At 44.1% G+C, this 17,119-nt stretch carries 29 protein-coding genes; all 29 read right to left on the reverse strand.

Going from position 1 to position 17,119, the window contains the following annotated elements; all coding sequences use genetic code 11:
- Positions 1-2: 2 nt before the first annotated feature.
- The 29 genes from map to ACVC9U_RS18875 all read right to left on the reverse strand — a co-directional run bounded on the left by map (position 3) and on the right by ACVC9U_RS18875 (position 17,074).
- Positions 3-749, reverse strand: a complete 747-nt coding sequence (map, locus tag ACVC9U_RS18735; RefSeq protein ID WP_023855909.1) for a type I methionyl aminopeptidase — start codon at positions 747-749, stop codon at positions 3-5.
- A complete protein-coding gene (locus tag ACVC9U_RS18740; protein WP_003178371.1) occupies positions 746-1,399 on the reverse strand; it encodes an adenylate kinase in 654 nt (217 codons plus the stop codon). Before ACVC9U_RS18740 ends, map begins: the two co-directional genes overlap by 4 nt.
- Before the next feature lie 53 nt (positions 1,400-1,452).
- Positions 1,453-2,748, reverse strand: coding sequence for a preprotein translocase subunit SecY (secY, locus tag ACVC9U_RS18745; RefSeq protein WP_003178368.1), 1,296 nt, complete (start codon positions 2,746-2,748; stop codon positions 1,453-1,455).
- A 1-nt stretch (position 2,749) separates the two neighbouring features.
- Complete coding sequence (rplO, locus tag ACVC9U_RS18750) at positions 2,750-3,190, reverse strand: 50S ribosomal protein L15 (RefSeq protein ID WP_003178364.1); 441 nt, start codon at positions 3,188-3,190, stop codon at positions 2,750-2,752.
- Positions 3,191-3,220: 30 nt separating this feature from the next.
- Positions 3,221-3,400, reverse strand: a complete 180-nt coding sequence (rpmD, locus tag ACVC9U_RS18755) for a 50S ribosomal protein L30 (protein WP_003178363.1) — start codon at positions 3,398-3,400, stop codon at positions 3,221-3,223.
- Between the two features lie 13 nt (positions 3,401-3,413).
- Positions 3,414-3,914 (reverse strand): 30S ribosomal protein S5, encoded by a 501-nt coding sequence (gene rpsE / locus ACVC9U_RS18760; protein ID WP_441391636.1) that lies wholly within the window; start codon positions 3,912-3,914, stop codon positions 3,414-3,416.
- Between the two features lie 24 nt (positions 3,915-3,938).
- The gene (gene rplR, locus ACVC9U_RS18765; RefSeq protein WP_003178358.1) at positions 3,939-4,301 is read right to left on the reverse strand and encodes a 50S ribosomal protein L18; all 363 of its coding nucleotides are present in this window, start codon (positions 4,299-4,301) and stop codon (positions 3,939-3,941) included.
- A gap of 31 nt (positions 4,302-4,332) precedes the next feature.
- Positions 4,333-4,869, reverse strand: coding sequence for a 50S ribosomal protein L6 (gene rplF / locus ACVC9U_RS18770; protein ID WP_003178356.1), 537 nt, complete (start codon positions 4,867-4,869; stop codon positions 4,333-4,335).
- 29 nt (positions 4,870-4,898) lie between these two features.
- Positions 4,899-5,297: a 30S ribosomal protein S8 gene (gene rpsH, locus ACVC9U_RS18775; RefSeq protein WP_003178355.1), complete on the reverse strand. Its 399-nt coding sequence runs from the start codon at positions 5,295-5,297 to the stop codon at positions 4,899-4,901.
- A 31-nt stretch (positions 5,298-5,328) separates the two neighbouring features.
- Positions 5,329-5,514: a 30S ribosomal protein S14 gene (rpsN, locus tag ACVC9U_RS18780; RefSeq protein ID WP_003178353.1), complete on the reverse strand. Its 186-nt coding sequence runs from the start codon at positions 5,512-5,514 to the stop codon at positions 5,329-5,331.
- Positions 5,515-5,536: 22 nt separating this feature from the next.
- Positions 5,537-6,076 carry a 50S ribosomal protein L5 gene (gene rplE, locus ACVC9U_RS18785; RefSeq protein ID WP_003178352.1) on the reverse strand — a complete coding sequence of 180 codons (540 nt, stop codon included), beginning with the start codon at positions 6,074-6,076 and terminating at the stop codon, positions 5,537-5,539.
- Between the two features lie 25 nt (positions 6,077-6,101).
- A complete protein-coding gene (gene rplX, locus ACVC9U_RS18790; RefSeq protein ID WP_003178350.1) occupies positions 6,102-6,413 on the reverse strand; it encodes a 50S ribosomal protein L24 in 312 nt (103 codons plus the stop codon).
- Positions 6,414-6,448: 35 nt separating this feature from the next.
- Positions 6,449-6,817: a 50S ribosomal protein L14 gene (gene rplN, locus ACVC9U_RS18795; RefSeq protein ID WP_003178347.1), complete on the reverse strand. Its 369-nt coding sequence runs from the start codon at positions 6,815-6,817 to the stop codon at positions 6,449-6,451.
- 40 nt (positions 6,818-6,857) lie between these two features.
- Positions 6,858-7,121, reverse strand: coding sequence for a 30S ribosomal protein S17 (gene rpsQ, locus ACVC9U_RS18800; RefSeq protein ID WP_003178345.1), 264 nt, complete (start codon positions 7,119-7,121; stop codon positions 6,858-6,860).
- A 24-nt stretch (positions 7,122-7,145) separates the two neighbouring features.
- Entirely contained in the window at positions 7,146-7,346 is a 201-nt protein-coding gene (gene rpmC, locus ACVC9U_RS18805) for a 50S ribosomal protein L29 (RefSeq protein WP_003178343.1), read from the reverse strand.
- Positions 7,336-7,770 (reverse strand): 50S ribosomal protein L16, encoded by a 435-nt coding sequence (gene rplP / locus ACVC9U_RS18810; RefSeq protein WP_003178341.1) that lies wholly within the window; start codon positions 7,768-7,770, stop codon positions 7,336-7,338. Before rplP ends, rpmC begins: the two co-directional genes overlap by 11 nt.
- A gap of 1 nt (position 7,771) precedes the next feature.
- Positions 7,772-8,428, reverse strand: a complete 657-nt coding sequence (gene rpsC / locus ACVC9U_RS18815) for a 30S ribosomal protein S3 (RefSeq protein ID WP_003178339.1) — start codon at positions 8,426-8,428, stop codon at positions 7,772-7,774.
- Positions 8,429-8,431: 3 nt separating this feature from the next.
- Positions 8,432-8,776, reverse strand: coding sequence for a 50S ribosomal protein L22 (gene rplV / locus ACVC9U_RS18820; protein ID WP_003178337.1), 345 nt, complete (start codon positions 8,774-8,776; stop codon positions 8,432-8,434).
- A 17-nt stretch (positions 8,777-8,793) separates the two neighbouring features.
- Positions 8,794-9,072 (reverse strand): 30S ribosomal protein S19, encoded by a 279-nt coding sequence (rpsS, locus tag ACVC9U_RS18825; RefSeq protein ID WP_003178334.1) that lies wholly within the window; start codon positions 9,070-9,072, stop codon positions 8,794-8,796.
- A gap of 57 nt (positions 9,073-9,129) precedes the next feature.
- The gene (gene rplB, locus ACVC9U_RS18830) at positions 9,130-9,963 is read right to left on the reverse strand and encodes a 50S ribosomal protein L2 (protein WP_003178332.1); all 834 of its coding nucleotides are present in this window, start codon (positions 9,961-9,963) and stop codon (positions 9,130-9,132) included.
- Between the two features lie 31 nt (positions 9,964-9,994).
- Positions 9,995-10,282: a 50S ribosomal protein L23 gene (gene rplW, locus ACVC9U_RS18835; protein ID WP_003178328.1), complete on the reverse strand. Its 288-nt coding sequence runs from the start codon at positions 10,280-10,282 to the stop codon at positions 9,995-9,997.
- Positions 10,282-10,905, reverse strand: coding sequence for a 50S ribosomal protein L4 (gene rplD / locus ACVC9U_RS18840; RefSeq protein ID WP_003178327.1), 624 nt, complete (start codon positions 10,903-10,905; stop codon positions 10,282-10,284). Before rplD ends, rplW begins: the two co-directional genes overlap by 1 nt.
- 27 nt (positions 10,906-10,932) lie before the next feature.
- A complete protein-coding gene (gene rplC / locus ACVC9U_RS18845) occupies positions 10,933-11,562 on the reverse strand; it encodes a 50S ribosomal protein L3 (protein WP_003178324.1) in 630 nt (209 codons plus the stop codon).
- Between the two features lie 38 nt (positions 11,563-11,600).
- A complete protein-coding gene (gene rpsJ, locus ACVC9U_RS18850; protein ID WP_003156464.1) occupies positions 11,601-11,909 on the reverse strand; it encodes a 30S ribosomal protein S10 in 309 nt (102 codons plus the stop codon).
- Between the two features lie 321 nt (positions 11,910-12,230).
- Positions 12,231-13,421 carry an elongation factor Tu gene (tuf, locus tag ACVC9U_RS18855; RefSeq protein ID WP_003178321.1) on the reverse strand — a complete coding sequence of 397 codons (1,191 nt, stop codon included), beginning with the start codon at positions 13,419-13,421 and terminating at the stop codon, positions 12,231-12,233.
- A gap of 119 nt (positions 13,422-13,540) precedes the next feature.
- Entirely contained in the window at positions 13,541-15,619 is a 2,079-nt protein-coding gene (fusA, locus tag ACVC9U_RS18860) for an elongation factor G (protein ID WP_441391384.1), read from the reverse strand.
- 49 nt (positions 15,620-15,668) lie between these two features.
- On the reverse strand, positions 15,669-16,139 hold the full coding sequence (gene rpsG, locus ACVC9U_RS18865; RefSeq protein WP_003178317.1) for a 30S ribosomal protein S7: 471 nt from the start codon (positions 16,137-16,139) through the stop codon (positions 15,669-15,671).
- Positions 16,140-16,304: 165 nt separating this feature from the next.
- Positions 16,305-16,721, reverse strand: a complete 417-nt coding sequence (gene rpsL, locus ACVC9U_RS18870) for a 30S ribosomal protein S12 (RefSeq protein ID WP_129093853.1) — start codon at positions 16,719-16,721, stop codon at positions 16,305-16,307.
- A gap of 104 nt (positions 16,722-16,825) precedes the next feature.
- Positions 16,826-17,074, reverse strand: coding sequence for a 50S ribosomal protein L7ae-like protein (locus tag ACVC9U_RS18875; protein WP_023855916.1), 249 nt, complete (start codon positions 17,072-17,074; stop codon positions 16,826-16,828).
- Between the last annotated feature and the right edge of the window lie 45 nt (positions 17,075-17,119).

Below are 17,119 nucleotides of genomic sequence, written 5' to 3' on the forward strand. Positions count from 1 at the left end.
ACCTAGGCTTTTGTCAGTATCTCAAAACCGGCTTCCGTTATGGCAATCGTGTGTTCAAAGTGAGCACACTTCTTCCCGTCCACAGTTACAACCGTCCAGTTGTCAGCCAATGTTTTGACATAGCGTGTGCCTGCATTGACCATCGGCTCAATGGCCAGGACCATGCCAGGCTTTAAACGCGGGCCTTTGTTCGGCGGACCGTAGTGAGGAATTTGCGGATCCTCATGCAGATCCTGCCCTACCCCGTGTCCTACATATTCCCTGACGACTGAAAATTGTTCGCTTTCGACATACGTTTGAATTGCGTGGGAAATATTCGACAAACGTTCTCCCGGTTTTGCTTCCTTCAAGCCTCTATATAAAGACTCCTCTGTCACATCCAGCAGCTTCTGATCATCATCGCTAATCGTACCCACTGGATAAGTCCATGCAGAGTCACCATGATAACCGTTCAGCTTCGCACCGATATCGATGCTGATGATGTCCCCGTCGCGAAGGACCCGTTTTCCCGGAATACCGTGCACGAGTTCTTCGTTGACCGAAACGCAAATGCTCCCGCGAAAACCATTATACCCTTTAAAAGACGGGATTGCACCTTGCTTTGTAATAAAACGTTCGGCAATTTGATCCAGTTCTTTTGTCGAGATGCCGGGTTTAATGTGCTTTTTTAGCTCCTGATGAGTTAAAGCGACAATTCTTCCGGCTTCCCGCATGATTTCGATTTCTCGGGGAGTTTTACAAATAATCATTTGTCCCGGCCTCCGAGAAGCTCCTTTATATCAGCGTAAACTTCATTGATGTGCTTCTGCCCGTCAATGTTTACGAGATATCCTTTATCCTCGTAGAAATCGAGTAAAGGCTGGGTTTGCTTCATGTTGACCTCTAACCGCGTGGATACGGTAGCTTCATTATCGTCTTCACGCTGATAAAGCTCTCCTCCACACTTGTCGCATACATTTTCTTTTGCAGGCGGATTAAAGACTAAATGATAAGTTGCACCGCAGTTTTTGCAGATTCTGCGTCCTGTCAGACGTTCCATCAATGCATCTTTATCGACTTGAATGTTGATGACATGGTCAATCGACTTGCCAAGTCCTTTAAGAATTTCCTCAAGTGCTTCAGCTTGAGCGACTGTTCTCGGAAATCCGTCCAGAAGAAAACCTCCGTCACAATCATTCTTGCCAAGTCTCTCCCTGACAATACCAATTGTCACTTCATCCGGAACAAGCTCACCTTTATCAATGTATGATTTGGCTTCGAGTCCCAGATCCGTTTCTTCTTTCATCGCAGCGCGGAACATGTCTCCTGTTGAGATATGAGGTATCCCAAAATCTTCAACAATCCGTTCAGCCTGTGTCCCTTTACCGGCTCCAGGCAGTCCCATTAAGACTAAGTTCATTTCGGATTCCCCGTCCTCTCTATTTTAGAGGGAATGGGCGCGCCCCATTTCCTCTAGTGCTTCATAAATCCACGATAGTTTCGTTTTACCAGCTGGCTTTCAAGCTGCTTCATTGTTTCAAGTGCAACCCCGATGACAATCAGCAAACTTGTTCCACCAATTTGTGCAGATGAAGGCAGCCCAGCAATATTAACGAACAAGACAGGAAGAATGGCAATCACGGCCAAGAATATGGAGCCTACAAATGTAAGTCGATACAAAATGCTCGTAATTCTATCTTGAGTCATTTTTCCTGGACGAACTCCCGGAATATAGCCACCTTGTTTTTTTAGATTATCGGCCATTTGCTCAGGGTTAACCTGCACAAATGCATAGAAATAGGTAAAGGCGATGATCAATGCTGCATAAACTCCCATTCCGACCGGATGCGTGTAATCAAACGTTTTTTGAATCCAATTCGTGACGTCATTGGAGCCAAAGAATGTTGCCACGGTCCGCGGAGTGGTGATAAATGCTACGGCAAAGATAACCGGAATAACTCCCGCCGGGTTAACCTTCAGCGGCAAGTGTGTAGACTGGCCGCCAGGAACCGGTGAACGGCCTGAACCTTTCGCATATTGAATTGAGATTTTTCTAACCGCCTGTTGGATGAAAATAACGCCAACGACAATCGCTAAAATCGCAACCAATATAACGACAACCTTTATGATTTGCAAGAATAACTGATCTCCAGCATCTACAAACTGCTGAGCGTAGATCTGATTAATCGTCTGCGGAATACCGGCAACGATACCGGCGAAGATGATAATGGATATTCCGTTACCAACTCCATGAGACGTAATTTGTTCTCCCAGCCACATTAAAAAAGCAGTTCCAGCAGTTAGTACAATCGCAATAAGCAAATAAGTACCGACTCCCGGGTCTGTAATCAACGCGCCGCCGGCCATGTTGTTAAACCCGTAAGACATACCTAAAGCCTGGATAAATCCAAGAACGATCGTGAAGTACCTTGTGAACTGAGCTAGTTTTCGGCGACCAACTTCCCCCTGCTTAGACCATTCGGTAAACTTCGGCACAACATCCATCTGCAGGAGCTGGATGATGATAGAAGCTGTGATGTAAGGCATGATTCCCATCGCAAGAATGGAGAAGTTGAACAATGCACCGCCGCCAAATGTGTTTAGAATCCCAAATACGCTCATTTGATCCTGTGCCTTTAAAACTTCTGTGTTTACGTGCGGCACAGGAATGAACGAACCGAGACGAAAGACGATAAGCATTAAAAGAGTGAAGATAATCTTATTCCGAATATCCTTCACACGCATAAAATTGGAGATTGTCTTAAACAAGTTAGATCACCTCAGCTGTACCGCCAGCAGCCTCAATTGCTTGTTTAGCAGAAGCGGAGAATTTATTGGCTTTAACAGTTAATTTCTTTTCTAATTTACCGTCGCCAAGAATTTTCACTCCAGATTTCAACTTGCTGATTACACCTGTTTCTAAAAGAAGTTCAGGAGTAACTTCCGTCCCTTCTGCAAAGCTGTTGAGTTTGTCTAGGTTGACCACAGCGAATTCCTTGCGGTTGATGTTTGTGAAACCGCGTTTAGGAAGACGTTGGAATAAAGGCATTTGTCCACCCTCGAATCCAGGACGTACACCGCCGCCAGAACGAGCGTTTTGACCTTTATGACCTTTACCAGCTGTTTTACCGTTACCAGAACCAATACCACGACCTACGCGGTTGCGCGTTTTACGTGAACCTTCTGCGGGCTTTAATTCATGAAGTTTCATTTGGACACCTCCTTAGCCTATCGTTTATTTTTAAAGTTCTTTAACAGAAACTAAATGAGATACTTTGTTAATCATACCGCGGATTGCAGCGTTGTCTTCATGAACGACAGTTTGGTTTGTTTTCTTTAAACCAAGCGTTCTTACAGTAATGCGCTGATCTTCCGGGCGTCCGATTACACTGCGTTTGAGGGTAATTTCTAATTTAGCCATTAATGTTCCCTCCTTATCCTAACAGTTCTTCTACAGATTTTCCACGAAGCTTCGCAACGTCCTCAGCGCGTTTCAGCTCGCTTAAACCTTGGACTGTTGCACGGATCATGTTGATCGGTGTGTTAGAACCTAAAGACTTAGAAAGGATATCAGATACACCTGCAAGCTCAAGTACCGCACGTACTGGGCCTCCAGCGATGACTCCCGTACCTTCAGAAGCAGGTTTTAACAAGATGTTTCCTGCACCGAAACGTCCGATGATTTCGTGTGGAATTGTAGTTCCAACCATTGGTACTTCGATCATATTCTTTTTCGCATCTTCAACAGCTTTGCGAATCGCTTCCGGAACTTCTTGTGCTTTACCAGTTCCGAAACCAACGTGACCGTTTTTGTCACCGACAACGACTAGAGCTGCGAAACGGAAACGACGACCACCTTTAACAACTTTCGCTACGCGGTTAACGGTAACTAAGCGTTCTTCTAACTCTAATTTGCTTGGGTCAATACGACGCATATTCATATGTCCCTCCTTCTTTTATTAAAATTCTAATCCAGCTTCGCGTGCAGCATCAGCCAATGCTTTTACACGTCCATGATAAAGGTAACCGCCACGGTCGAACACGACATTTGTGATACCTTTTTCAGAAGCGCGCTTTGCAACAAGCTCTCCAACTTTTGCAGCCGCAGCCGTATCGCTGCCATTTTCAGCGTTAAAGTCTTTATCAAGAGTAGATGCACTCACAAGTGTAACACCGTTCACGTCATCGATCACTTGTGCGTAAATATGTTTGTTTGAACGGAAAACATTTAGACGAGGTCTTTCAGGGGTTCCTGAAAGCTTCGCACGAACACGAGCGTGTCTTTTAAGACGTGCAGCATTCTTGCTTGTTTTCGTAATCATCTGGGTCACTCCTTTCTCACATTAAGCGGTTTTACTTAGCAGATTTACCTTCTTTACGACGAACCATTTCTCCTTCATAGCGGATCCCTTTGCCTTTGTAAGGCTCTGGAGAACGTACAGCGCGAATGTTTGCAGCAGTAGCTCCAACACGTTCTTTATCTGTACCTTTTACAACCACTTTTGTTTGAGATGGAACTTCGATTTCAATTCCGTTTTCAGGAACGATTTCTACAGGGTGAGAGTATCCAACGTTCAAAACAAGTTTGTTTCCGGATTTAGAAGCACGGTAACCGACACCGACTAATTCCAAACCTCTTTCAAAACCTTTAGATACACCTTCAACCATGTTTCCGATGATGCTGCGAGTTGTGCCATGCAGCGCACGGTGTTCTTTATTATCTGAAGGACGTTCTACAGTAAGTACATTGTCCTCAATTTTAATCTTCATATCAGGATGAAACGTACGAGTTAATTCTCCTTTTGGTCCTTTCACGGTTACAGTGTTGTCGTTCAGAGTAACTGTAACGCCTGAAGGAATCTCAAGTAGCTTCTTACCTACACGAGACATACCAAACACCTCCATTCATGTTAAACTTCTTACCAAACGTATGCTAATACTTCTCCGCCAGCCTGTTTAGCGCGGGCTTCTTTATCCGTTAACACACCTTGTGATGTAGAAAGAATTGCGATTCCAAGTCCGTTAAGCACGCGAGGCACTTCGTTTGACTTAGCGTAAACGCGCAGACCTGGTTTGCTGATTCTTTTAAGGCCAGTGATGACACGCTCGTTGTTTTGTCCGTATTTCAAGAAAACACGGATGATGCCTTGTTTGTTATCTTCAATGAATTCTACGTCACGGATGAAACCTTCTCTTTTCAAGATTTCAGCGATCTCTCTTTTCAACTTAGAAGCAGGAATTTCGAGCTTCTCATGACGTACCATGTTTGCATTACGAATACGAGTCAGCATATCTGCAATCGGATCTGTCATAACCATTATTTAATAACCTCCTTCCCATAAACGGGGATTACCAGCTGGCTTTTTTAACGCCAGGAATTTGTCCTTTATATGCAAGTTCACGGAAACAAATACGGCAAAGTTTAAATTTACGAATAACAGAGTGCGGACGGCCGCAGCGTTCGCAGCGAGTGTACTCTTGTACTTTAAACTTCGGTGTGCGTTTTTGTTTCGCAATCATTGACTTTTTAGCCACGATTTCGCCTCCCTTTCATTGATTATTTCTGGAATGGCATACCTAATTGAGTTAACAGTTCACGAGCTTCTTCATCAGTGTTGGCAGTCGTTACAATAACGATATCCATACCGCGAACTTTAGTTACCTTATCATAGTCAATTTCAGGGAAGATCAGCTGTTCTTTGATTCCTAGTGTGTAGTTTCCGCGACCGTCAAAAGATTTTTTTGAAATTCCGCGGAAGTCACGTACACGCGGTAAAGAAACAGAAATTAGTTTATCAAGGAAATCGTACATGCGCTCTCCGCGAAGAGTTACTTTCGCACCGATTGGCATTCCTTCACGAAGACGGAATCCAGCAATAGATTTCTTCGCACGAGTAACGACAGGTTTCTGACCAGCGATAAACGTTAGTTCTTCAACAGCGCTATCGATAGCTTTAGCGTTTTGAACAGCGTCACCAACACCCATGTTGATTACGATTTTTTCGATTTTAGGCACTTGCATCACAGATTTGTATTCGAACTTTTTCATTAATGCAGGTGTAATTTCTTTATTGTACTTTTCTTTAAGGCGGTTCATGAGATAGACCTCCCTTCCTTTATTACTAGTTATCTAGAACTTGCCCAGATTTTTTTGCAATACGAACTTTTTTGCCATTTTCTACTTTGTATCCTACGCGAGTCACTTCACCTGTTTTAGGATCGAGCGGCATTACGTTTGACACATGAATTGGCGCCTCTTGATTTAAAATTCCGCCTTGAGGGTTTGCTTGAGTCGGCTTTGAGTGCTTCTTCACCATGTTGACACCCTCAACGATTACGCGGTCTTTTTTAGGGAAAGCTGCAAGAATTACACCTTGCTTCCCTTTGTCTTTACCAGAGATAACCATTACTTTATCGCCTTTTTTAACATGCATCCTGATCGCACCTCCTTAGTCCGGCATTGATATCATTAAAGTACTTCTGGAGCTAGAGAAACAATTTTCATGAAGTTGTTATCACGAAGTTCACGTGCTACAGGTCCGAAGATACGAGTTCCGCGCGGGCTTTTGTCGTCACGGATGATAACACATGCATTCTCATCGAATTTGATGTAAGATCCGTCATTTCTGCGTGCACCGCTCTTAGAACGTACGACTACAGCTCTCACGACATCACCTTTTTTGACAACGCCTCCTGGTGTTGCTTGTTTAACCGTGCAAACAATGACATCACCAATGTTAGCTGTTTTGCGTCCAGAACCACCAAGCACCTTGATTGTTAACACTTCACGGGCACCAGAGTTATCAGCTACTTTTAAACGAGTCTCTTGTTGAATCATTATTTGTTACCTCCCTTCGGAAAAAAGTTTCCGAACTTTATTAGATAATAACAGCTTCTTCGACAACTTCAACTAGACGAAAACGTTTAGTCGCAGATAATGGACGAGTTTCCATGATCTTTACGATGTCTCCGATTTTAGCTTGGTTATTTTCATCATGTGCTTTGAATTTTTTAGAGTACTTTACGCGTTTACCGTAGAGTGAATGCTTTTTGTATGTTTCTACAACAACAGTAATGGTTTTATCCATTTTGTCAGAAACAACACGTCCTTGGTAGACTTTGCGCTGATTGCGTTCGCTCATGTTTTAGAGAACCTCCCTCCGGAATTATTTGTTGGCAGCAATTTCTCTTTCCCGAATCACAGTTTTCATGCGCGCGATTGACTTGCGCACTTCACGAATGCGAGCAGTGTTTTCAAGTTGTCCTGTCGCTAATTGAAAGCGAAGATTGAAAAGTTCTTCTTTAAGAGACTTTACTTTTTGTTCAATTTCAGCAGTGGTAAGGTCACGAATTTCATTAGCTTTCATTTGATTCACCACCAATTTCTTCACGTTTTACGAACTTCGTTTTAATTGGCAATTTGTGAGATGCAAGACGAAGAGCTTCGCGAGCGACTTCCTCAGACACACCAGAAATTTCAAATAAAACTTTGCCCGGTTTTACAACAGCTACCCATCCTTCAGGAGCACCTTTACCGGAACCCATCCGAACCTCTAGAGGCTTAGCTGTATAAGGCTTAGAAGGGAAAATTTTGATCCAAACTTTACCGCCACGTTTCATGTAACGAGTCATCGCAATACGTGCTGCTTCGATTTGGCGGTTTGTGATCCAAGAAGATTCTTGAGCTTGGATACCGTATTCACCGAAATGCACTTCAGTGCCGCCTTTCGCACGGCCGCGCATTTTTCCGCGATGCTCTCTGCGATATTTAACGCGTTTTGGCATTAACATATTATTTTCCTCCTTCCTCAGTTTTCTTCTTAGTAGGAAGAACCTCTCCACGATAGATCCAGACTTTTACACCAAGCTTACCGTAAGTTGTGTCAGCTTCAGATGTAGCATAGTCGATGTCTGCACGAAGTGTGTGCAATGGAACAGTTCCTTCACTGTAGTATTCAGAACGAGCGATGTCAGCGCCGCCAAGACGACCGGAAACCATTGTTTTAATTCCTTGTGCACCAGCGCGCATTGTGCGTTGGATTTGTTGCTTTTGCGCACGACGGAAAGAGATACGGTTTTCCAATTGACGAGCAATGTTATCAGCAACTAGCTGAGCATCAAGATCAGCTCTTTTGATTTCAAGAATGTTAATGTGTACACGCTTGCCAGTAAGGCTGTTAAGGGCTTTGCGAAGCGCTTCGACTTCGGAACCGCCTTTACCGATAACCATACCAGGCTTAGCTGTGTGGATCGTAATATTTACACGGTTTGCCGCACGCTCGATTTCTACTTTAGAAACTGAAGCGTCAGACAGGCGTTGATTAATAAATTCACGGATTTTCAGATCTTCGTGAAGGAAGTCAGCGTAATCTTTGCCAGCGTACCACTTAGATTCCCAATCACGTATAACCCCAATACGAAGACCGACTGGATTTACCTTTTGACCCACGAGTTATCCCTCCTTCTTTTCTGATACAACGATAGTAATGTGGCTCGTACGTTTGTTGATTTGGCTTGCACGTCCCATAGCGCGCGGACGGAATCTTTTCAACGTAGGGCCTTCGTTCACGTAAGCTTGAGTAACAACCAGGTTGTTTGCATCCATTTCGTAGTTGTGCTCAGCGTTGGCGATAGCAGATTTTAAAACTTTTTCAATAATCGGGGAAGCAGCTTTTGGCGTATGGTTTAAGATCGATACTGCTTCACCTACTTGCTTGCCTCGAATCAGGTCCATTACTAGACGTGCCTTACGAGGAGCAATACGGACTGTTCTTGCGACAGCTTTAGCTTGTTGCATTTAAAAGCCTCCTCTCATTAGCGTCTTGTTTTCTTGTCATCACTAGCATGACCTTTGTAAGTGCGAGTCGGTGCGAATTCACCCAACTTGTGACCTACCATATCTTCAGAGATGTAAACAGGCACATGTTTGCGTCCATCATAGACTGCGATTGTGTGACCGATAAATTGCGGGAAAATAGTAGAACGGCGAGACCAAGTTTTCACAACTTGTTTCTTATCCGCTTCATTTAATTTCTCGATTTTTGTCATTAGATGATCATCGACAAATGGTCCTTTTTTTAAGCTGCGAGCCATTTTGGAACCTCCCTTCGTGATTGCACTACGGTCCGATATGAACCGTAGACAACCCCGTTATTTATTTTTACGACGACGTACGATGAATTTATCTGATTTGTTCTTTTTCTTACGAGTTTTGAATCCAAGAGTTGGTTTACCCCATGGAGACATAGGTGATTTACGTCCGATTGGAGCGCGTCCTTCACCACCACCGTGCGGGTGATCGTTAGGGTTCATAACAGAACCGCGAACTGTAGGGCGAACGCCTTTCCAGCGAGAACGTCCGGCTTTACCGATGTTGATCAGTTCATGCTGTTCGTTACCCACTTGACCGATTGTTGCGCGGCAAGCAGAAAGAATCATGCGAACTTCACCGGAGTTAAGACGTACAAGAACGTATTTACCTTCTTTACCAAGAACTTGAGCAGATGTACCAGCTGAACGTACAAGCTGTCCGCCTTTTCCAGGTTTTAATTCAATGTTGTGCACAACTGTACCAACAGGGATGTTGATCAGTGGAAGTGCGTTACCTACTTTAATGTCAGCTTCTGGACCTGACATGATTTCAGTGCCTACTTGAAGCCCCTTAGGAGCTAGGATGTAGCGTTTTTCTCCGTCTACATAGTTAATTAGAGCAATGTTAGCTGAACGGTTTGGATCGTACTCAACTGTAGCAACGCGTCCAGGTATACCATCTTTATCGCGCTTGAAGTCGATAATACGGTATTGGCGTTTATGTCCGCCGCCTTGATGACGTACAGTTAATTTACCTTGGTTGTTGCGTCCGCCTTTTTTGTGAAGCGGGGCAAGCAAGGATTTTTCCGGCTGATCTGTCGTGATTTCCGCGAAATCAGAAGAAGTCATGCCGCGACGTCCGTTAGAGGTCGGTTTGTACTTTTTAATCGCCATTTTGAATTTCCCTCCTTCTTTTTACAAGTGATTAAGCTTCAAAAATTTCGATTTCTTTGCTGTCTTCAGTAAGCTTAACAATCGCTTTTCTGCGTTTGTTTGTCATACCAGAGTAGCGGCCGACACGTTTGAATTTCCCTTTGTAGTTCATGATGTTGACTTTTTCAACTTTCACTCCAAAGATTTGTTCAACAGCGTCTTTCACTTCTGTTTTGTTGGCTTTTACGTCAACTTCAAACGTATATTTTTTTTCAGTCATTAAATCAGCAGAACGTTCAGTAATGACGGGGCGCTTTAGAACATCACGAGGATCTTTCATTATGCAAGCACCTCCTCTACTTTTTCAACCGCTGCTTTCGTCATCACAAGCTTCTCGTGACCGACAACATCGAGGACGTTGATTCCGTTAGCTTCAACAACAGTAACTCCTGGAAGGTTGCGAGCAGATAGTTCAACTGTCTCGTTTGCATCCGCAGTTACGATTAAAGCTTTCTTCTCGATAGACAGACCTTTAAGGATAGCTGCCATTTCTTTTGTTTTAACCGCATCAAGATTAAGATCTTCAAGAACGATCAAGTTGTTGTCATTCACTTTAGAAGACAATGCTGATTTGATAGCCAAGCGGCGAACTTTTTTCGGTAATTTATATGCATAGCTGCGTGGTGTAGGACCGAATACGATACCACCTCCGCGCCATTGCGGTGAACGGATAGATCCTTGACGAGCACGGCCGGTACCTTTTTGACGCCAAGGTTTGCGACCTCCGCCACGTACTTCCGAACGATTTTTTACTTTATGAGTTCCTTGACGCAAGGAAGCTCTTTGCATAAGAATAGCGTCGAATACTACGCTCTCATTTGGCTCGATTCCAAATACAGAGTCGTTTAATTCGATATCACCAGCAGTAGAACCGTTTTGGTTATATAAAGCTACTTTTGGCATGATCAATTTCCTCCTTTCCTAAGAGAATTATTTAGATTTAACAGCACTTTTAACAGTGACTAGTGATTTTTTGGCACCAGGAACGTTACCTTTAACTAAAAGAAGGTTGCGCTCTGCATCTACTTTTACGATTTCAAGGTTTTGAACAGTGATTTGCTCTCCGCCCATACGTCCAGGCAACAGCTTTCCTTTGAATACACGGTTAGGGTCTACCGGTCCCATTGAACCAGGACGGCGGTGGTAGCGTGAACCGTGAGACATTGGTCCGCGAGATTGTCCGTGGCGTTTGATAGCGCCTTGGAAACCTTTACCTTTCGATGTTCCTGTTACATCTACGATTTCTCCGTTAGAGAAAATATCAACTTTGACTTCCTGACCAACTTCATACGCATCCATATCCACTCCGCGTAATTCCTTAACGAAGCGCTTAGGAGCAGTTTCCGCTTTTGCAACGTGTCCTTTTTCTGGTTTGTTGGCAAGCTTTTCACGCTTGTCGTCAAAACCGATCTGAATCGCTTCATAGCCGTCGTTTTCAGAAGTTTTCTTCTGAAGCACAACGTTAGGAGCAGCTTCGATAACAGTTACCGGAATAAGATCACCGTTTTCTGCGAAAACTTGCGTCATACCAATTTTTCTTCCTAAGATTCCTTTGGTCATTCGTCACACCTCCTATAAAGATCATTCTATATTTTAGATTAAAGTTTAATTTCGATATCGACACCAGATGGTAAATCTAATCGCATTAGAGCATCAACAGTTTGTGGTGTTGGGTTCACAATGTCGATCAAACGTTTATGTGTACGCATTTCGAATTGCTCACGAGAATCTTTGTATTTGTGCACCGCACGAAGGATTGTGTAAACTGATTTCTCAGTTGGCAACGGAATCGGACCAGAAACGCTGGCTCCGGAACGTTTAGCCGTTTCAACAATCTTCTCAGCAGATTGATCAAGGATTCTATGATCATACGCTTTTAAACGAATACGAATTTTTTGTTTTGCCATTATTTTCCCTCCTTTTCGCCTACTTACATTAGACAATTCTCCGTGAGAAAAACCTGAATCACCTTGCCATGGCAAAGCGGCCGGGTGTGTCAGCAACCTCTCACTTCATCGCAGTCAAAGACCAACATGCACTATTATACAAAATTTATAGGCATGTTGCAAGGTAATATTGAATATTACCGGCTTTTGCACACTTTTTTTATTATACAGATTCAAGCAGTGTTAATCAAGGACTTACAGGCGGAAAATAAATCCCTTTAGCATAGCGGCTCAAAATAAAAAACGAGACCCGGCTGGATCTCGTTTTTTATTTTATAAGTATTATTCGATGATTGAAGAAACAACGCCAGAACCAACTGTACGTCCGCCTTCACGGATAGAGAAGCGAGTTCCGTCTTCGATCGCGATTGTTGAAATCAATTCAACAGTCATTTCGATGTTGTCTCCAGGCATAACCATTTCTACGCCTTCTGGAAGCTGAATGATACCAGTTACGTCAGTTGTACGGAAGTAGAACTGAGGGCGGTAGTTAGAGAAGAATGGAGTGTGACGTCCACCCTCTTCTTTAGAAAGAACGTAAACTTCAGCTTTGAATTTTTTGTGCGGAGTGATTGTACCTGGTTGAGCAAGTACTTGACCGCGTTGGATTTCTTCACGAGATACACCGCGAAGAAGTGCACCGATGTTGTCTCCAGCTTCTGCATAGTCAAGAAGCTTGCGGAACATTTCAACACCTGTAACAGTTGTTTTCTTGTTTTCTTCTTGAAGACCGATGATTTCAACTTCGTCACCGACTTTAACTTGTCCGCGCTCTACGCGTCCAGTAGCAACTGTTCCACGACCTGTGATTGAGAATACGTCCTCAACAGGCATCATGAATGGCTTGTCAGTTTCACGCTCTGGAGTTGGGATGTACTCGTCAACAGCAGCCATCAGTTCAAAGATTTTTTCTTCGTACTGAGCATCTCCTTCAAGAGCTTTAAGAGCAGAACCTTTGATAACTGGTACATCGTCACCAGGGAACTCATACTCAGAAAGAAGATCGCGAACTTCCATTTCAACTAGCTCAAGAAGCTCTTCGTCGTCTACCATGTCGCATTTGTTCAAGAATACTACGATGTAAGGCACACCTACGTTACGAGAAAGAAGGATGTGCTCACGAGTTTGTGGCATTGGGCCGTCAGCAGCAGAAACAACAAGGATCGCACCGTCCATTTGCGCAGCACCAGTGATCATGTTTTTAACATAGTCAGCGTGTCCTGGGCAGTCAACGTGTGCATAGTGACGGTTGTCAGTTTCGTACTCAACGTGTGCAGTAGAAATTGTGATACCGCGCTCGCGCTCTTCTGGAGCACCGTCGATTTGGTCGTATGCCATAGCAGTACCTTTACCAGATTTCTTATGAAGCACAGTAGTGATAGCAGCTGTTAATGTAGTTTTACCATGGTCAACGTGTCCAATTGTACCAATGTTGGCATGTGATTTGGAACGGTCAAATTTTTCTTTAGCCATTCTGAAAATCCTCCTTAAAAAGGTTAGTTTTTGTTATATAGAGTGATAGAAAGTGAAAGCAATGTTTCACTTTCTCATCTTACAATAGTAGTTATACTTTAATGAAGAGGCAAAATCAATTATTCACCTTGATTTTTTTTGATGATCTCATCAGCGATGCTCTTAGGCACTTCTTCATAGTGGTCAAAGACCATTGTGAACGTACCGCGTCCTTGTGTGTTTGAACGGAGAGCCGTAGCGTAACCGAACATTTCAGAAAGTGGAACCATCGCGCGAACGACCTGAGCGTTTCCGCGTCCTTCCATACCTTCTACGCGACCGCGGCGTGACGTAATGTCGCCCATGATGTCTCCCATGTATTCTTCTGGGATAACGACTTCAACTTTGGAGATCGGCTCAAGAATAACTGGGTTACACTTGCTTGCCGCGTTTTTAAGCGCCATGGAAGCAGCGATTTTAAACGCCATTTCGTTAGAGTCGACATCGTGGTAAGAACCGTCAAAAAGTTTCGCTTTGATGTCGATAACAGGGTAACCTGCGACTACACCGTTTTGAAGTGCATCTTCAAGTCCTGCTTGAACAGCCGGAATGTATTCACGAGGAACGACACCACCGACGATTGCGTTTTCGAACTCAAAGCCTTTTCCTTCTTCGTTTGGAGAGAATTCGATCCAAACGTGTCCGAACTGTCCGCGTCCACCAGACTGACGTACGAATTTACCTTCAACTTGCGCGCTCGCACGGAATGTTTCACGATACGCAACTTGAGGAGCACCGACGTTGGCTTCAACTTTAAATTCGCGTTTCATACGGTCAACGATGATATCAAGGTGAAGCTCACCCATACCGCCGATGATCGTTTGACCTGTTTCAGGGTCAGTATGCGCACGGAATGTTGGATCCTCTTCAGCCAATTTAGCCAGTGCAGTAGACATTTTGTCTTGGTCAGCCTTAGATTTAGGCTCGATTGCAACGTGGATAACAGGCTCAGGGAATTCCATTGATTCCAGGATAACAAGGTTTTTCTCGTCGCAAAGCGTGTCCCCTGTAGTCGTGTCTTTCAAACCTACAGCAGCAGCGATATCCCCTGCGTACACAGTAGAGATTTCTTCACGGCTGTTGGCGTGCATTTGCAGGATACGGCCGACGCGCTCACGTTTGCCTTTTGTTGAGTTTCTTACGTATGAACCGGAATCAAGTGTTCCTGAGTACACACGGAAGAACGTCAATTTACCAACGTAAGGGTCAGTCATAACTTTAAATGCAAGCGCTGAGAAAGGTGCATCGTCAGAAGACTCACGAGTAACCTCTTCATCAGAATCAGGCAGAGTACCTTTGATTGCTGGTACGTCAGTTGGAGCTGGCAGGTAGTCAAGAACTGCGTCAAGCACTAATTGAACACCTTTGTTTTTGAAAGCTGAACCACATAGAACCGGATAGAACTCAACGTTACAAGTTCCTTTGCGGATTGCTGCTTTCAGCTCGTCAACTGTGATTTCTTCACCTTCCAAGTACTTCATCATAAGCTCTTCATCAAGCTCAGCAACAGCTTCAATCAAGCTAGCGCGAAGCTCTTCAGCTTTGTCTTTGTACTCAGCAGGGATTTCACGCGCATCAGAGCGTGTTCCAAGATCATCTTCATAGTAGTACGCAACGTTTTCTACAAGGTCGATGATCCCTTCGAAGTTGTCTTCGGCGCCAATCGGTAATTGGATCGCGTGAGCGTTCGCCTCAAGACGGTCTCTAAGAGTTCCTACAGAGTAAAGGAAGTCCGCACCCGTTTTGTCCATCTTGTTGACAAATACGATACGAGGTACTCCGTAAGTTGTTGCCTGACGCCAAACTGTTTCAGTTTGCGGCTCAACGCCTGATTGTGCGTCAAGAACGGCAACGGCACCATCAAGTACGCGCAGGGAACGTTCAACCTCAACTGTGAAGTCTACGTGTCCTGGTGTGTCGATGATGTTTACGCGGTAACCTTTCCATTGTGCAGTTGTTGCAGCGGATGTGATTGTGATACCGCGTTCTTGTTCCTGCTCCATCCAGTCCATTTGGGAAGCCCCTTCGTGAGTTTCACCAATTTTATGGATACGGCCTGTGTAGAACAAGATACGTTCAGTTGTTGTCGTTTTACCGGCATCAATGTGAGCCATGATTCCGATATTACGAGTTTTTTCTAAGGAGAACTCTCTTGCCATTGGGTCTTTTCTCCTTCCTTCTTAGGGAATAATATTTTGTCGTGTGAGATTACCAGCGATAGTGAGCGAACGCTTTGTTTGCTTCAGCCATCTTATGAGTATCTTCACGTTTCTTAACAGCAGCACCAGTGTTGTTAGCTGCATCAAGGATTTCGTTAGCTAAACGCTCTTCCATCGTTTTTTCTCCGCGAAGACGAGCGTAGTTTACTAACCAGCGAAGTCCAAGAGTCGTACGGCGTTCAGGACGAACCTCTACAGGTACTTGGTAGTTCGCACCACCTACGCGGCGTGCTTTAACTTCAAGCACTGGCATGATGTTCTTCAATGCTTGTTCGAAAACCTCCATTGCATCGTTGCCGGTACGTTCTTTAATAATATCGAATGACTTGTATAGGATTGTTTGAGCTTTACCTTTTTTACCGTCGATCATCATTTTGTTGATCAAACGAGTAACCAGTTTAGAGTTGTAAAGCGGATCAGGTAAAACGTCTCTTTTTGCTACAGGACCTTTACGTGGCATCTGATTATCCTCCCTTCTCTTGTTACGGGTTTACAGCAAGCAGAGGGATTTCACGGTTCAGCTGCCGGGATCAAACTGACGCTTGGCGCGGTAAGCCTGATGCCCTTAACAGCATTGCCAGAACTCCTTGCTTTTAAAAACCCTTTTATTTGTATTTAAACGGAATTATTTTTTCTTAGGACGTTTTGTACCGTATTTAGAACGGCCTTGTGCACGGTTTTCAACTCCGGCAGTATCAAGTGCGCCACGCACGATGTGGTAGCGTACCCCCGGTAAGTCTTTTACACGTCCACCGCGGATCAATACGACACTGTGCTCTTGCAGGTTGTGTCCGATACCAGGAATGTAGGCCGTAACCTCGATTCCGTTAGTTAAGCGAACACGGGCATATTTACGAAGCGCTGAGTTCGGCTTCTTCGGTGTCAGTGTACCGACACGGGTACATACTCCGCGTTTTTGTGGTGAAGATACGTTAGTGTGCTCTTTCTTGAAGCTGTTGTATCCTTTGTTAAGTGCTGGAGACTTAGAAGTTTCAACTTTGCTTACGCGTCCTTTGCGGACTAGCTGATTAATTGTAGGCATTTTGTAATTCCTCCCTTCATCATGTTTTATAACCCACATACCCAGGTGGTTCATTTAAAAGCAAAAAACAATGCCTTTGCATAAAAGCAAAAACAACGAGTACGTTATTGAATAATGGCAACAGCTGCAGCTCCGACTTCAATTCCGCAGGCTTTGCCGAGCTTTTTCATGGACTCTGCCATTGAGACGGGAATCCCTTGTTCATTTGCCAGGTTAATAACATCTGACGTCAGAAAAGGATCAGCGTCTTTTGCTACGACGACTTCCTTAACAGAATTGCGCTTCAGCGCTTTGACTGTCTGCTTCGTACCGATAATAATAGATTGAGCCTGTGATACTTTATCATAAGACATCATATATCCTCCAAAGTAACAGGTTTAAATTGAGCACCTTGGTTA

The organism is Bacillus sp. GM2 (assembly GCF_056155945.1).

What these genes read in the sequence shown, in the direction of transcription:
- ACVC9U_RS18875 (WP_023855916.1), bottom strand. Translation starts at nt 17,074, where the DNA reads ATGTCTTATGATAAAGTATCACAGGCTCAATCTATTATTATCGGTACG.
- rplP (WP_003178341.1), bottom strand. Translation starts at nt 7,770, where the DNA reads ATGTTAATGCCAAAACGCGTTAAATATCGCAGAGAGCATCGCGGAAAA.
- rplN (WP_003178347.1), bottom strand. Translation starts at nt 6,817, where the DNA reads ATGATTCAACAAGAGACTCGTTTAAAAGTAGCTGATAACTCTGGTGCC.
- rpmD (WP_003178363.1), bottom strand. Translation starts at nt 3,400, where the DNA reads ATGGCTAAATTAGAAATTACCCTCAAACGCAGTGTAATCGGACGCCCG.
- rplF (WP_003178356.1), bottom strand. Translation starts at nt 4,869, where the DNA reads ATGTCTCGTGTAGGTAAGAAGCTACTTGAGATTCCTTCAGGCGTTACA.
- rplX (WP_003178350.1), bottom strand. Translation starts at nt 6,413, where the DNA reads ATGCATGTTAAAAAAGGCGATAAAGTAATGGTTATCTCTGGTAAAGAC.
- rpsG (WP_003178317.1), bottom strand. Translation starts at nt 16,139, where the DNA reads ATGCCACGTAAAGGTCCTGTAGCAAAAAGAGACGTTTTACCTGATCCG.
- rplC (WP_003178324.1), bottom strand. Translation starts at nt 11,562, where the DNA reads ATGACCAAAGGAATCTTAGGAAGAAAAATTGGTATGACGCAAGTTTTC.
- rplE (WP_003178352.1), bottom strand. Translation starts at nt 6,076, where the DNA reads ATGAACCGCCTTAAAGAAAAGTACAATAAAGAAATTACACCTGCATTA.
- tuf (WP_003178321.1), bottom strand. Translation starts at nt 13,421, where the DNA reads ATGGCTAAAGAAAAATTTGACCGTTCCAAATCACATGCCAACATTGGT.
- rplW (WP_003178328.1), bottom strand. Translation starts at nt 10,282, where the DNA reads ATGAAAGATCCTCGTGATGTTCTAAAGCGCCCCGTCATTACTGAACGT.
- map (WP_023855909.1), bottom strand. Translation starts at nt 749, where the DNA reads ATGATTATTTGTAAAACTCCCCGAGAAATCGAAATCATGCGGGAAGCC.
- rpsS (WP_003178334.1), bottom strand. Translation starts at nt 9,072, where the DNA reads ATGGCTCGCAGCTTAAAAAAAGGACCATTTGTCGATGATCATCTAATG.
- rpsL (WP_129093853.1), bottom strand. Translation starts at nt 16,721, where the DNA reads ATGCCTACAATTAATCAGCTAGTCCGCAAAGGACGCGTAAGCAAAGTT.
- rplR (WP_003178358.1), bottom strand. Translation starts at nt 4,301, where the DNA reads ATGATTACGAAAACAAGCAAGAATGCTGCACGTCTTAAAAGACACGCT.
- rplO (WP_003178364.1), bottom strand. Translation starts at nt 3,190, where the DNA reads ATGAAACTTCATGAATTAAAGCCCGCAGAAGGTTCACGTAAAACGCGC.
- ACVC9U_RS18740 (WP_003178371.1), bottom strand. Translation starts at nt 1,399, where the DNA reads ATGAACTTAGTCTTAATGGGACTGCCTGGAGCCGGTAAAGGGACACAG.
- rpsE (WP_441391636.1), bottom strand. Translation starts at nt 3,914, where the DNA reads ATGCGTCGTATTGACCCAAGCAAATTAGAGTTAGAAGAACGCTTAGTT.
- rplD (WP_003178327.1), bottom strand. Translation starts at nt 10,905, where the DNA reads ATGCCAAAAGTAGCTTTATATAACCAAAACGGTTCTACTGCTGGTGAT.
- rpsH (WP_003178355.1), bottom strand. Translation starts at nt 5,297, where the DNA reads ATGGTTATGACAGATCCGATTGCAGATATGCTGACTCGTATTCGTAAT.
- rplV (WP_003178337.1), bottom strand. Translation starts at nt 8,776, where the DNA reads ATGCAACAAGCTAAAGCTGTCGCAAGAACAGTCCGTATTGCTCCTCGT.
- rpsQ (WP_003178345.1), bottom strand. Translation starts at nt 7,121, where the DNA reads ATGAGCGAACGCAATCAGCGCAAAGTCTACCAAGGACGTGTTGTTTCT.
- rpsJ (WP_003156464.1), bottom strand. Translation starts at nt 11,909, where the DNA reads ATGGCAAAACAAAAAATTCGTATTCGTTTAAAAGCGTATGATCATAGA.
- rplB (WP_003178332.1), bottom strand. Translation starts at nt 9,963, where the DNA reads ATGGCGATTAAAAAGTACAAACCGACCTCTAACGGACGTCGCGGCATG.
- fusA (WP_441391384.1), bottom strand. Translation starts at nt 15,619, where the DNA reads ATGGCAAGAGAGTTCTCCTTAGAAAAAACTCGTAATATCGGAATCATG.
- rpmC (WP_003178343.1), bottom strand. Translation starts at nt 7,346, where the DNA reads ATGAAAGCTAATGAAATTCGTGACCTTACCACTGCTGAAATTGAACAA.